Origin of the sequence: Acinetobacter seifertii (assembly GCF_016064815.1) — a bacterium.
Classification (GTDB): Bacteria; Pseudomonadota; Gammaproteobacteria; order Pseudomonadales; family Moraxellaceae; genus Acinetobacter; species Acinetobacter seifertii.
On record NZ_CP065820.1, the window covers coordinates 3,543,923 to 3,557,899 of the forward strand.

Annotated in this window: 13 protein-coding genes; 10 read left to right on the forward strand and 3 right to left on the reverse strand. The window is 38.7% G+C overall.

The annotated features are described in order from the left end of the window. Positions 1 to 94: 94 nt before the first annotated feature. Positions 95 to 700: an ATP-dependent Clp endopeptidase proteolytic subunit ClpP gene (clpP, locus tag I8T81_RS16335; RefSeq protein WP_000289452.1), complete on the reverse strand. Its 606-nt coding sequence runs from the start codon at positions 698 to 700 to the stop codon at positions 95 to 97. A gap of 193 nt (positions 701 to 893) precedes the next feature. Then, a complete protein-coding gene (tig, locus tag I8T81_RS16340; protein ID WP_004698800.1) occupies positions 894 to 2,228 on the reverse strand; it encodes a trigger factor in 1,335 nt (444 codons plus the stop codon). Positions 2,229 to 2,643: 415 nt separating this feature from the next. On the opposite strand from tig, the gene I8T81_RS16345 reads away from it, so the two are divergent. The 7 genes from I8T81_RS16345 to rdgB all read left to right on the forward strand — a co-directional run bounded on the left by I8T81_RS16345 (position 2,644) and on the right by rdgB (position 11,084). Continuing rightward, on the forward strand, positions 2,644 to 4,917 hold the full coding sequence (locus I8T81_RS16345; protein ID WP_198071658.1) for a TonB-dependent receptor: 2,274 nt from the start codon (positions 2,644 to 2,646) through the stop codon (positions 4,915 to 4,917). A gap of 107 nt (positions 4,918 to 5,024) precedes the next feature. Next, positions 5,025 to 5,708, forward strand: a complete 684-nt coding sequence (locus I8T81_RS16350) for a Fe2+-dependent dioxygenase (protein ID WP_198071659.1) — start codon at positions 5,025 to 5,027, stop codon at positions 5,706 to 5,708. 459 nt (positions 5,709 to 6,167) lie between these two features. Continuing rightward, complete coding sequence (gene leuA / locus I8T81_RS16355; protein WP_039250377.1) at positions 6,168 to 7,865, forward strand: 2-isopropylmalate synthase; 1,698 nt, start codon at positions 6,168 to 6,170, stop codon at positions 7,863 to 7,865. Positions 7,866 to 7,948: 83 nt separating this feature from the next. Beyond that, the gene (metX, locus tag I8T81_RS16360) at positions 7,949 to 9,109 is read left to right on the forward strand and encodes a homoserine O-succinyltransferase MetX (protein WP_039250371.1); all 1,161 of its coding nucleotides are present in this window, start codon (positions 7,949 to 7,951) and stop codon (positions 9,107 to 9,109) included. Next, positions 9,109 to 9,702, forward strand: coding sequence for a methionine biosynthesis protein MetW (metW, locus tag I8T81_RS16365; protein WP_031947306.1), 594 nt, complete (start codon positions 9,109 to 9,111; stop codon positions 9,700 to 9,702). Before metX ends, metW begins: the two co-directional genes overlap by 1 nt. Beyond that, on the forward strand, positions 9,699 to 10,286 hold the full coding sequence (locus I8T81_RS16370) for a tetratricopeptide repeat protein (protein ID WP_019458061.1): 588 nt from the start codon (positions 9,699 to 9,701) through the stop codon (positions 10,284 to 10,286). Before metW ends, I8T81_RS16370 begins: the two co-directional genes overlap by 4 nt. 174 nt (positions 10,287 to 10,460) lie before the next feature. Beyond that, positions 10,461 to 11,084 (forward strand): RdgB/HAM1 family non-canonical purine NTP pyrophosphatase, encoded by a 624-nt coding sequence (gene rdgB, locus I8T81_RS16375; protein WP_000106720.1) that lies wholly within the window; start codon positions 10,461 to 10,463, stop codon positions 11,082 to 11,084. Positions 11,085 to 11,280: 196 nt separating this feature from the next. Here rdgB and I8T81_RS16380 read toward each other — a convergent pair whose 3' ends face one another. After that, a complete protein-coding gene (locus I8T81_RS16380; RefSeq protein ID WP_198071660.1) occupies positions 11,281 to 12,156 on the reverse strand; it encodes an AEC family transporter in 876 nt (291 codons plus the stop codon). Between the two features lie 253 nt (positions 12,157 to 12,409). Between I8T81_RS16380 and I8T81_RS16385 the strand changes: the two genes are divergently transcribed. From I8T81_RS16385 to tatC, 3 genes are read left to right on the forward strand one after another with little or no spacing between them, the layout of a single operon-like run. Further along, positions 12,410 to 12,628 carry a Sec-independent protein translocase subunit TatA gene (locus I8T81_RS16385; protein ID WP_004698818.1) on the forward strand — a complete coding sequence of 73 codons (219 nt, stop codon included), beginning with the start codon at positions 12,410 to 12,412 and terminating at the stop codon, positions 12,626 to 12,628. 11 nt (positions 12,629 to 12,639) lie between these two features. Next, positions 12,640 to 13,077, forward strand: a complete 438-nt coding sequence (gene tatB, locus I8T81_RS16390) for a Sec-independent protein translocase protein TatB (RefSeq protein ID WP_049066767.1) — start codon at positions 12,640 to 12,642, stop codon at positions 13,075 to 13,077. Continuing rightward, positions 13,074 to 13,844 carry a twin-arginine translocase subunit TatC gene (gene tatC, locus I8T81_RS16395; protein ID WP_198071661.1) on the forward strand — a complete coding sequence of 257 codons (771 nt, stop codon included), beginning with the start codon at positions 13,074 to 13,076 and terminating at the stop codon, positions 13,842 to 13,844. Before tatB ends, tatC begins: the two co-directional genes overlap by 4 nt. The last annotated feature ends 133 nt before the right edge of the window (positions 13,845 to 13,977 follow it).

A 13,977-nucleotide genomic window follows, 5' to 3' on the forward strand; every position in this document is an offset into this window, starting at 1 on the left:
CCACAAATAGAATCTTAAATATGAGGGCAAGCGATAGAGCTAAATGACTATATGGAGGCGTTTTCCAATAACTCAAGCCACTTAAAAACTCCCCTTATGGACGCTTACTTAATACCTGATCGACTAAGCCATATTCTTTTGCTGCTTGTGCAGTCATAAAGTTATCACGATCAGTATCACGGGCAATCGTGTCATAGTCTTGACCACTGTGTTCTGCCATCAAACGATTCAAGCGTTCTTTAATAAATAGAATTTCACGAGCGTGAATTTCAATGTCTGATGCCTGACCACGGAACCCACCCAATGGTTGGTGAATCATTACACGTGCATTTTCAAGGCAATAGCGTTTACCTTTAGCACCAGCATTTAATAAGAATGCGCCCATAGATGCAGCCTGCCCCATACAGTATGTTACTACATCAGGTTTGATAAATTGCATCGTGTCATAAATCGCCATACCAGCAGTTACCGAACCACCTGGCGAGTTAATATAAAGATGGATATCTTTATCTGGGTTTTCAGCTTCTAAGAACAACATTTGAGCAACAATCAAATTTGCCATATTGTCTTCAACTTCACCAGTTAGAAAAATGACGCGCTCACGTAAAAGTCGTGAATAAATATCAAAAGAGCGTTCGCCGCGAGAAGATTGTTCAACCACAACAGGAACTAAAGCATTTTCAATTGTTGGAACATACATACGTTATTTATTCCTAAATTTTTTGTGACTTAACCTATGGCAACAATATGCGGGATAATTTCTCAAATTGCAAAAGGTTCGCACTGAAATATTATATTATTTATACCTAAGTACTGCATGGCGTACTCAAATTAACCACATACCCAAAAATGAAAAAGGCGCCTAAAGCGCCTTTTCCAGATTTCTCAAAAGATTAGCCCATACGGCGAGCTTGTTGTTCTTTCAATAAATCTTCGTAAGATACTGCTTTGTCAGACACTTTAGCTGCAGCTAAGATGTGATCAACAACTTGATCTTCTAACACAACAGCTTCAATTTGTTGACGTTGTTGAGCATCATTTTTGAAGTATTCGATCACTTCAGTTGGATCTTCATAAGAAGAAGCCATGTCGTCGATGTAAGCATCAACACGTGATTGGTCAACTTCAAGTTTAGCATCAGCTAATACTTTGCTTACTAAGATACCAAGCTTAACTGAACGCTCTGCTTGCTCTTTGAACAATTCGTCAGGAAGCATGCTCTTGTCGAAAGATTGAGCGCCAGCACCGCCAAATTGTTGAGTGAACTGTTGAACCATTTGTTGACGTTGACGGTCAATTTCTTGAGCAACCATTGCAGTTGGGACTTCAACTTCGTTAGCAGCAACAAGAGCATCAAATGCAGCTTGTTTAACTTGGTTACGTAAACCATTGCGAACTTCACGTTCCATGTTTTTACGAACGTCAGCTTTTAATTTTTCAACGCCTTCTTCTTCAGTAACACCGAAGATTTTCAAGAATTCAGCATCAATCTCTGGAAGTTTAGGTTTTTCAACTTGCTTCACAGTGATTTTGAATTGAGCTGCTTTACCAGCTAAGTTCTCAGCTTGGTAATCTTCAGGGAAAGTTACATCAATTACTTTCTCTTCACCAGCTTTCATGCCAACGATGCCGTCTTCGAAGCCAGGAATCATACGACCTGAACCTAACACAAGTTTAAAGTCTTCAGCAGAACCGCCTTCGAACTTTTCACCGTCGATAGAACCTTCGAAGTCAAAAGTCACTTGCATGTCTTTTTTCGCCATACCCTTGGTCACAGCCCAAGTTTGACGTTGTTTTTGCAAGTTTTCGATCATAGTGTCAACGTCAGCGTCTTTAATTTCAGCTGTTTTACGTTCAACTTCTAAACCGTCAAATGCTTTTACTTCAACTTCAGGATAAACTTCTACAGTTGCTTCAAAAACTAAAGCATCTTCTTTATGTTCAACTTTCTCAATGTTCGGCATACCTACCGCATTGATTTTTTCTTGTTGAATCGCTTCAAATACGCTGTCACGAATGATGTCATTCACAACTTCTTGATAAATACTTGCACCGTATTCGCGACGAACAACGTTTGCAGGTACTTTGCCTGGACGGAAGCCGTTGATCTTCACAGTTTTGGCAGTGCGCTTCAAACGAGCTTCAAATTGCTCGTTAACACGGCTCGTCGGTACAGAAACATTTAAACGACGGGCAACGCCCGAAACCGCTTCAGTCGTTACTTGCATGGCTTCCTCGATAAAAATTAGTTAGTAGGAACAGTTTTTAAAAAAGTGCTGTATTATATGACAACTTTCAAGATATACAAAATTAACCGATCAGATCAGTAAATTGAAGGCCGTTTTTTCAGTAAATTTCACAATAATTTTATGATTTTTTAATTTTTTTTAACTCAATCTTAAGCCAAAGTAATTTTTTAGTTATTCTTCATAAATCTAAAATTACAATTAATTTACCAATAATTATCGTTTTTCATAAAAATTAATAATAATTAATTAATTAGTAATTTTTAGCGACAAAACCCGATTAAATCTTTCATATTTTCTTCACAATCCTATCGACAAAACCAATTAACACAAACTGTACATATAAATAAGAATTATTATTATTCGCATAACGTTTTGTATTTAAGTCCTGAAAGTCATGTCATTGATTAGAACACGTAAAAAAATTGTTTCATCTGCAATCGCATCATCCCTTTCTATGATTGCAACAACTGCAATGGCGCAAGAAACTATTTCCCAATTACCAACCATTCATACTCAAGCAACTCACGAAGAATCTTTAAAAGTAGATGAGTCGGCAAATTCAAAATTAGTTGCTCCCCTTTTAGATACTCCAAAATCCGTTTCTATTCTTTCTCAAAAATTAATTAAAGATTCAAACTCTAACACCCTACTCGAAGCTTTACGCTATGAACCAGGTATTACTTTAGGCGCAGGTGAAGGCGGTACCCCATTTACCGATATGCCATATATTCGTGGCTATAGCGCTCAATCCTCTGTCTATGTCGATGGTGTTCGTAATTCAACTTCTCAAAATCGTGACATGTTCGCTATTGAGCAAGTTGAAGTCATTAAAGGTTCTTCTTCTGCGCTTGGCGGCGGTGGTAGTGTTGGGGGTAGTATTAACCTAATCCCTAAAGTTGCCCATGAAGGTGATGTTTACCAAGGTAGTGTTCAAGGTGGCACCGACAACTATCGCCATATCCAACTTGATGCAAACAAAGACTTTGGTAATGGCGTTGCTGGTCGTGTTGTTGTTATGGGCCATGAAAACGAAAAAGCTGGTTCAAATAACGGTGCGGAATATGCTCGCGCTGGTATTGCTTCAAGTCTTGCATTTGGCCTAGATACAGCAACTCGTGGAACACTAAGCTACTACTATTTACGTAGTAATGATGAACCAGATGCAGGTATTCCCTTCCTTCCTGTTGGCGGGAAACCAATTGATGTAAAACAAGGCACATACTACGGTTGGAAAGCTCGTGATTTTGATAAACGTGAAAACCATATCGGCACGTTTAAATTAGAACAAGATCTTGCTGATGATTTAACATTATCAAATACGATGTCTTATACAAAATCTAAATCAGATTACATCTATACCAATGCCGATGATTCAAAAGGCAATGTAACGAAAAATGGTACTATTTCGCGTCGTGCTTTAAGTCGTATTGTAGACACAGATGGTTATAGCGATCAGCTTGCATTAAAAGGTAAATTCAATACAGGTGCGCTTAAACACTCTTTTAATACAGGTGCCGAGTGGAGCTACCAACAATCAAATCAAGGTGTTTATACGTTTACTGATGCCTCTGGCACCACATCAACAGTACATAACACCAGTTGTCCTGTAAGCAGTGCGCTTTCAAATGGCTGGTGTACTTCAGTAGACAATCCAATGAATGGAGCATTTACTGATACTTTAGGTACTATTAAAAATCAGTATACAACTCGCAGCCGTACTGTTTCTCTTTATGCATTGGATAGTATCGAGTTTAATCCGCAATGGCTTTTAAATTTGGGCGTACGTTGGGATAAATTCGAAACTGAGCGTAAATATAATAAAAATATTTATAAAACTGTGGGAGGAACTAACGGTAATTACTCAAATGACATCAGTATTGCAGCTGGTCAGAAATTCGAAAATGATAGTGACTATTTCTCTTATCAAGCTGGCTTAGTCTACAAACCAACTGAAAATGGTAGTATCTATGCAAGTTTCGCAACTTCTGCAAACCCAGTTGGGGTAGACCAAGGTGATGGTGCAGATGCCTTATCCACTTCTTCTCAACAAGCAAATGATTTATCTCCAGAAAAAGCACGTACTTTCGAAGTTGGTACTAAATGGGATCTCTTCAATAATCGTGCAAACTTAACGGCTGCTATTTTCCGTACCGAGAAACAAAATACTCGTATCGCTATTGATGCCAATACCACAACCAATGCTGGTGAAAGTAAAGTTGATGGCTTCGAAGTCGGGTTCAACGGTAAAGTAACTGACAAATGGGAAGTTTCTGCGGGTTATAGCTATTTAGATAGTGAACTGACAAAAGCGGCTTATAACGCGGTTGCACAAGAAGGTAAACCTCTCCCATTCGTCGCTAAAAATAGTGCGACATTGTGGTCTACTTATCGAGTACTACCTAAGTTAACTCTAGGTGCTGGTGCCGAATACCGTGATAAAGTATTTACCAATACAAATACTGGCACAACAATGCTTGAAGACAAATATTTGCCAACATATACCATTTACAATGCTATGGCTAAATACGATGTCAACAAGAACGTAAACTTACAGCTTAATATCAATAACATTTCTGATAAACGCTATTTTACAAGTGCTCACCCAGCTCACTATGCATTTGAAGGCAATGGTCGTAACGCCGTTTTAGCCATTAACTTTAAATACTAAAGCTTAATTCCATAATTTATTTATGGTATTAATTAAAGCAGATATAAAGATAGCCTCGTAACGAGGCTATCTTTATAAATAAAGTATCTACTTAAAAGGTGTTTGCTGTGATTCATCATATCCCCAATGTTTTAAGCAAAGAGCAAATTGCAGAGTTTCGCAAGCTCATGAAAGAGGCAAATTGGGTAGGTGGTAAAGTAACTGCCGGCACTTTGTCTGCCTCTGTTAAAAGAAATCAGCAACTCTCGGAGCAAGACCCACTTACTCATCATTTAAGTGATATTGTCATCAAAGCAATTTGGCAAAATCCTGTGTTTCAAGCAGCAGCCCTTCCCCACAAAATTATTCCACCGCTTTTTAATCGTTATGATGAACATGAAAGCTTTGGTTTCCATGTAGATAATTCAATTCGTCTTATCCGTGGTACAGCGGAACAAATTCGTACCGATTTATCTTGTACCTTATTTTTAAGCGAACCAGATGAATATGAGGGGGGTGACCTAGTGATTGAAGATACTTATGGTTATCACGAAGTTAAATTACCTGCTGGTGACGTAGTTCTCTACCCTTCTACTAGCTTGCATGAAGTCAGTAGTATTACATCAGGTACTCGATTTGCTTCTTTTTTCTGGGTACAAAGCTTAGTACGCGACGATAGTAAACGACATCTTCTCTTTAATTTAGATGAAAGCATACGTGAACTACGGAAATCACATGGTGATAGTTATACTGAAGTCATGAAACTCACCAACATCTATCACAACCTTATCCGTATGTGGTCAGAACTTTAACTCTATTTATTTTTGCCTTATTTAGTCCAATCAATTATTTTTATCTCAATAAGGCAAAATAATGAAAATTATTTTCGATAAAATATAGAACAATGCAAAATTAGAAAATTATTTTCTGAACACTGAAATTAAAATGAGTATAAGACTTTTGCACAACGTGTAATCATTGTTCAGATGTGGTATATCTAAACAAAGAGCATATTAGCAAACCACCAAACTTACTATTACATGGTCTATAGATGAAAACGAATCACTTGTTTGCCCAGCCTACTCAAGCAAGACATCATCTCGAACTCCTGATGCTGCGCCTCGCGCGCGTATAAATTTTTGTCTGCATTTTAGAGCAGACCTTTTCAAATTCGCTTTAATTTTTCTGTATTAGATACCATATATAACTGTAGAACGTTGCCTTTCACACGATACCTAGAGCAACCGTGCTACGAGATAAGGAGTTTTCTCATGATGTTGGCTGACCCAAGCAAAAAATACCGCCGTATGTACCAGCGAGTCGATTTACCAGACCGCCAATGGCCAAATAATGAAATTACAAAAGCACCGATTTGGATGAGCACGGACTTACGTGACGGTAACCAAGCAATTTTTGAACCAATGAACATGGAACAAAAATTCAAAATGTTCAAAATGCTTGTAAAAATCGGTTTTAAGCATATTGAAATTGGCTTCCCTTCTGCGTCTCAAATTGACTTCGATTTTACTCGTATGTTGATCGAAGAAAATCATATTCCTGATGACGTATATATTGAAGTTTTGGTTCAAGCACGTGATCATTTAATTGAACGCACTTTTGAATCTTTAGTAGGTGCTAAACGCGCAATCGTACATATTTATAACTCGAACTCTCCAACTTTCCGTCAGAAAGTATTGAATGTAGATGTAAATGGTGCAAAACAGTTAGCAATTAATGCAGCTCAAAAAGTGAAAGAGTATGCAGCGCAATATCCTCAAACTGACTGGATTTTCCAATACAGCCCAGAATGTTTCTCTGCAACTGAATTAGAAGTTGCTAAAGATGTTTGTGATGCTGTGACAGAAATCTGGGATGCTCGTCCAGACCATAAAGTAATTTTAAACTTACCTGCGACTGTCGAAGTTTCTACACCAAATGTTTATGCAGACCAAATTGAATGGATGCATCGCAATTTGGCACGTCGTGATGGCGTGATCATTTCTGTTCACTGTCACAACGACCGCGGCTGTGGTATTGCAGCATCAGAACTTGCCATTATGGCGGGTGCTGACCGTGTTGAAGGTTGTGTGTTTGGTAACGGCGAACGTACTGGTAACGTTGACGTTGCAGCCATTGCATTGAACATGTATACCCAAGGTGTAGCGCCAGAGTTAGATTTCTCTAACATTAATGAAGTCATTGCAACGGTTGAAGAATGTACTGGCTTACCTGTACACCCTCGTCATCCATATGCAGGTGACTTGGTATTTACTGCATTCTCTGGTTCACATCAGGATGCGATCAAAAAAGGCTTCGAGTACCAGAAAAACGAAGAAATCTGGGATATGCCTTACTTGCCAATCGACCCGAAAGATTTGGGCCGCGACTATGACGCAGTTATCCGTGTAAATAGTCAGTCTGGCAAAGGCGGTATCGCTTACTTATTGGAATCAAACTACAACGTTGTGTTGCCTCGTCGTTTACAAATCGAATTCAGCCAAGTTGTTCAACAATACGCTGATGAGAATGGTACAGAAATTAATGCCAAAGAAATCTGGACATTATTTAAAGACACATATGTTGATGTGAAAAACCAACATTACACAGTCAAACACTACAAATTATCAGACATTAACGGTACTCAAATTATCGAACTTGATGTTGATGTCGAGGGTGAAACACAACAACTTCGTGGCGAAGGTAATGGTCCTATTTCTGCATTCTTAAACGCACTTCAATTACCAATTGACGTATTAAACTATGAAGAACGTAGTATTAGTTCAGGTGCAAATGCCAAAGCATTAACCTTAATTGAACTTCAAGTGAAAGGTACAGGTAGAGGCTCATTTGGTGCTGGCGTTCACGACAACACAGTTACCTCATCAATTGAAGCTATTATTGCATGTACCAACCGTTTGATTGATCAAGGTGTTCTAAGTACAGATCAGGTTGTTGCCGCCGCTGTTTAATTTAAAAAAACTCTTTTGAAAGGATACCTAGCTTGGTATCCTTTCTTTTTATTCCTGAAAGATTTAAAAGGCGAAATGTTCCCGTGTCTTTTCCAGCTGATTCAGTGGGGTTAGTCACTCCGCAAAAGTTCCAATTTGAAGAACCATTACATCTTGAATGTGGCCGTGTTTTGCCACGTTTTGAATTAATGGTTGAAACTTACGGCACTTTAAATGCAGATAAATCAAATGCCATTTTAATCTGTCATGCCCTTTCCGGACATCATCATGCAGCGGGTTATCACCACGAAGATGATAAAAAAGCTGGATGGTGGGATAGCTGTATTGGCCCGGGTAAAGCAATTGATACGAATAAGTTCTTTGTAGTTTCGCTCAATAATATTGGTGGCTGTAGTGGGTCGACAGGTCCAACTTCGCCAAACCCTGAAAATGACAATCGCCCTTATGGACCAGATTTTCCATTAGTAACGGTACGCGACTGGGTTAAGACTCAAGCCATGCTTTCCGACCGTTTGGGTGTAGATGTCTGGTATTCGGTTGTTGGTGGATCATTAGGGGGCATGCAAGCACTACAATGGTCTGTAGACTACCCTGACCGCCTGCAAAAATGTGTGATTATTGCCAGCGCACCAAAACTTTCAGCACAAAATATTGCATTTAACGAAGTGGCACGTCAGTCGATCTTGTCTGATCCAGACTTCCATCATGGTCGTTACTTAGAAAATGATAGCTATCCGAAACGTGGCCTGATTTTGGCTCGTATGGTCGGCCATATCACCTATCTTTCTGAAGAGGCGATGAAACAAAAATTTGGTCGTGATTTAAAATCAGGCAAATTTATGTACGGTTTTGATGTCGAGTTTCAGGTTGAAAGCTATCTGCGTTATCAAGGTGAACAGTTCAGCCGTAACTTTGATGCCAATACTTACCTCATTATGACCAAAGCTTTGGATTATTTCGATCCTTCACGCGAATACGGTCATTCACTTACAGAAGCAATGGGTAAAACCAAATGTCAGTTCCTCATCGTTTCATTCACAACTGACTGGCGTTTTGCACCAAGCCGCTCTCAAGAAATAGTAGACGCGCTTATTACCAATCATAAGCCGGTCAGTTACCTCGATATTGATGCTGAACAAGGTCATGACTCGTTTTTATTTCCGATTCCCCTGTATGTCAAAACCATGCGCGCTTTCCTAGGCGGTGAAGAACATTTAAAATCGACATCACTGGAGGCAAGCTAATGCGTATTGATCAACAACTGGCAGAAAAGTGGATTAAACCCGGCTCAAGCGTGCTCGATTTAGGGTGTGGTGATGGTGAATTACTCGCTCATATGAGCCAAAAACATCAAATTCGTGCTTATGGTTTAGAAATTGATCAAGAAAAGATTGCAATTGCCGTCAGTCGCGGGTTAAATATTATTCAACAAGATTTGAATCTCGGTTTAAGCCGCTTTGCTGATCAGTCTTTTGACTATGTGGTAATGGCACAAGCTTTGCAAGCCGTAGATGCGCCCGATGTTTTATTAAGAGACATGGTGCGTGTGGGTAAACAGGCAATTATTACTTTTCCGAACTTCGCGCATTGGAAGACTCGCTCTTTTCTTGCATTAAAAGGAATGATGCCTGTGTCGGATGCTTTACCATATATGTGGTATAACACCCCGAACATTCATTTATGTACATTTAAAGATTTTGAAGCACTCTGTGCTGAAAATCAGATACAAATTATTAATCGACTCGCCGTCAATGGAAACCAGCAGGGAAGCCTGTTAAGCAAACATATTCCGAATTTGTTTGGTGAAGTCGCTATTTATCGAGTGAGTGCACTATGAAAAAGACATTATTTAGCACACTATTTGCAGGACTGCTAAGTATGCAGGCTCATGCAGATTATATCGCCCAGCCACAATCGGTTGCGAGTCAGGCTGCACGCTTTTCAACAATGGGCGTAAGTGACCTTCAGAAAGCTGCAAAATCTGGTCAAGCAGGCGCACAGTTTTACCTAGGTACACACTACCAATATGGTAAAGATGTAGAAAAAGATGAGAAGCAAGCTTTCGCATGGTTTAAAGCTGCTGCTGACCAAGGTTTATCACCAGCACAGTTAAATGTAGGTCGTATGTACGCCGATGGTATTGGCGTTAAGAAAGATGAATCTATGGCTCGTAAATACTTCGAAAAAGCAGCAAGCAACGGTGATAACCGTGCAAGCTATAATCTTGCGATGATGGAAGAGCAAAAGAAAAACTACGTTGGTGCTTACCAGTGGTATGAGCTTTCAACTCGTGATGGCATGCTAGACAATAAAGTAATTAGTTTATCTGAAGGCAAGAAAACTGCGCTTGCAGCGAACTTAACACAAGAACAAATTCGTACAGCACGTGACCGCGCTGACAAATGGATCCAAGCACAATAATAACGGTTCATCCGTAAAAAAACCTTACTCGACTAAAACCACCTTGTATGCTGTACAAGGTGGTTTTAGTTTTTATATCCCTTTTTATATTCTATTTATTTTCCTCTATATCCCCTCTTAAAAAACACGTAACATAACTCATGTTCGATATTAGCTATAAAGTTTGGTTTTATTATGTCTACCCCACATTGGTTTGATCAGGGCAGTTTAGTTCTTGCCAGCAATAACAAAGGTAAGGTCGCAGAGTTTGAAAAACTTTTTGAACAACTTAAGTTACCTGTAGAAATTATTCCTCAAGGTCGCCTTAATATTCCTGATGCCATTGAAGACGGCTTAAGCTTTATTGAAAATGCGATTATTAAAGCACGTCATGCCTCTAAAATTTCAGGCAAACCTGCTATGGCTGACGACTCTGGTATTTGTGTTCCAGTTTTAGGTGGTGCACCTGGTATTTATTCAGCACGCTATGCTGGAGAACATGGTGACGATGCAGCGAACAATGCCAAATTATTAAATGATCTTTTACCATTTCGTAAAAATGGTGAAGTGATTGAAGGTATGTTTGTGTGCGTACTTGCTTTAGTCACACATGCGGAAGATCCATTACCACAAATTTTCCAAGGCATCTGGCACGGCGAAATTTTAGAAGCGCCGCGTGGTGAAAATGGTTTTGGTTATGACCCATTGTTCTGGTTACCTGAACTACAAGTTTCTAGCGCTGAGTTGTCTAAAGAAGATAAGAATAAGATTAGTCATCGTGGACAAGCGATGCAGTTATTTAGAGAAAGTTTAGTGTAATTTTTTCCATATAGCCTTTGAATATCACGTTAGAGAGTATTCGGCTTTGTATAGGCAATACTTTACTTTTGTTTTGGCAAAAGTAACAAAACCATTTATGTCACTGACGGTACATCCTTGCTACCGCAGTGACATGGCGGCATCCATGCCGCCTTCGCACCAGCGAGAGTAGAGGAACTTAGAATTAAATAATTAATTAGACGAACAAGTGTAAAAACACTGCATAAATCGCAATACACACACAACTCACAATCGTCCCCGAAGCGATATAAGCCGCAGATCTCCCCGTCCCTTGATAATGTGTTTCTAGCGCTACAATATTGGCTGCTGGCGGCAGGCAGAACATTAAAAACATCACACCAATATACTGATTTACATTGGGAATAGGTAAAAATCTATACGCTACCCCACACAAAATGGCTCCACAAGTAATTTTAAAAATTTGAGCTTTGGTACTGTAAATTAAATCTTTTGCATAAACTCTAGTACGACGTAGCCACATTCCGAGCACACACATACCTGCAAAAGTCATCGCAAATTTAGCAATATCATAAATCCAGTGTATAGCAGAGTGTTCAATATGTTGAGCACCTAAAAGTCTGAGTACAACAGCGCAGAATATTGAAATACAAGGTGGAGAGGTTAAAACCTTTTTTAATATGTTGAGCTTACTCTGTGGTTCCGTTGTTACGGCAGTCACACCCCAAGCATTGCCAAAAAGTGACATTCCAATATATAAGGCGACTATGGGTGCAGTTGCTTTAGGGCCAAATAAAGCCATCGCAAAAGGGAAACCTAGCCATCCAATATTGGTATAACTTACACAAAGCGCCAATAAACGGTCTTTAAATAAAGCCAAATAGGCAAAGAAAATAATAAACGCTGAGCCAAAACTAAAAAGCATTAAACTCAAGCTTCCAGATTGATAAAATACGATGTTGTAAATAATCACAATCGGAATAAGGAGGCGCGCAAGCCAAGCTGAAAGAATAGGTTTTATAGTATCGGAGATAGAAGTTTGGGCAAGTAATAGTCCAGTGATAAATGCCAATATTGGCAATAGTAATGCCACGCTTTCCCCCACCTACACATCAAAAACAGTTTGTTATGCTACACCTTTTAATTTTGAAATGTATGACCGATTTCACCTAAATTTTCCTTAAAATTAAACGAACTGAACAGCAAATAACTTTGTAAGAAATACTTTTAAAAATCTTATCTTGTCTAATTTACTTTAGATATTGTCTTAAAAATGAAATATAAGTGTCACATTCTTGTCATAGCAACCTGTTGAGATAAAGTGAACTAAAAAGAGGTATAAAATTATGGCCGGTTTATCTATTTGGCATGTGGTTATTTTCGCAATTGTCGTTATTTTATTGTTCGGTACATCTAAATTAAAAAATATCGGTAAAGATGTAGGCGGTGCAGTAAAAGACTTCAAAAAATCAGTTCGTGAAGAGGATGATGCTACATCTTTAAATACTCCTCGTACGATCGATGCACAAGTTAAAACATCTGAAAGTACTTCAGTGAAAAGCTAAAGGTTTCCCCCATGCTTGATGTAGGAATGACAGAGCTACTCTGTTTTGCAATTATTGCAATTTTAGTTTTAGGTCCAGATAAGCTTCCAGAGGCTGCACGTTTTGCTGGTCGCTGGTATGTTCGACTAAAACGATATATTACCAATTTGCAAAATGAGATTGATCAGGAGTTGCGTCTTTCTGAGTTCCGCAAAGAAATGCAAGAAGAACTTAATCGCATCGAAGCATTGGAACGGAAAGTACAACAACAGCTTGAAGAAATACAAAAACAGCAGACTTCTGAGCATTTAGAAGTTACTGAAAAACCGAAAACAATACAAAAGCCTATTCGGAAATGTATTCCTATATCAGACCAATACAAGGTACCGTATGTTGCAAAAATTACGCCTTTCGTTCCTCAAACTGATATAGCCGAAACATCTCCTGTTGAATTGAAGATTGCCGTATGAACCAACTGCCTTCAACCACTGTAAATAGTCAAGAAAACCTAGACCAAATGCCACTCATGAATCATTTGGTCGTTTTAAGACGCCATTTATTCAGGATTGTAGGGGTAACATTATTCTTATTTTTTTGTTTACTACCCTTTCGAAATAATACTTACCAATTACTATCTGAGCCTTTAAGGTTACAACTTCCTGCATCATCGTCAATGATTGCAACAGATGTGACAGCAACCTTTATGGCACCTTTTAAATTAAATTTATTTGTCGCACTTGTGTTAGCCATGCCATTTATTCTTTATGAAATATGGTCTTTTGTTCGCCCAGCACTCTATCAAAAAGAACGCCATTTAGCACTTCCATTACTGGTTGGCAGTATTGTCCTATTTTATGCAGGGGTAGCTTTTGCTTATTACATTACCCTGCCTGCAATACTACATTTCTTTATTAGCGTTTCACCTGAAACAGTAGCACCAATGACCGACATTAATAGTTATTTAAGTTTCTGTTTAAAGCTATTTTTAGTGTTTGGTGTCACTTTTGAAATTCCTATCGCAACCTTATTACTGATTTTAATTGGCGTAGTAAATACTCAAAGTCTTGCTGAAAAGAGACGTTTTATTATTGTGGGATGCTTTTTTGTTGCCATGTTTATTACCCCACCAGATGCGATTTCAATGGTGATGTTAGCGATTCCAATGTGGTTACTTTTCGAAATAGGCTTACTCTTTGGAAGAATTCTTGAAAAGAGAAAAAGCCAGACCGCTGAATGATTTACAACTTTTCTTTAAAAGCCCAGATATTAAAATTTGGGCTTTTTATTTTTGAACATTTGTTTAAATCATCAAACTGTAAACTGTCTTCAAAGTGACTTAAAAATGTAAGAAAAGTGTCATTTCCAATCCA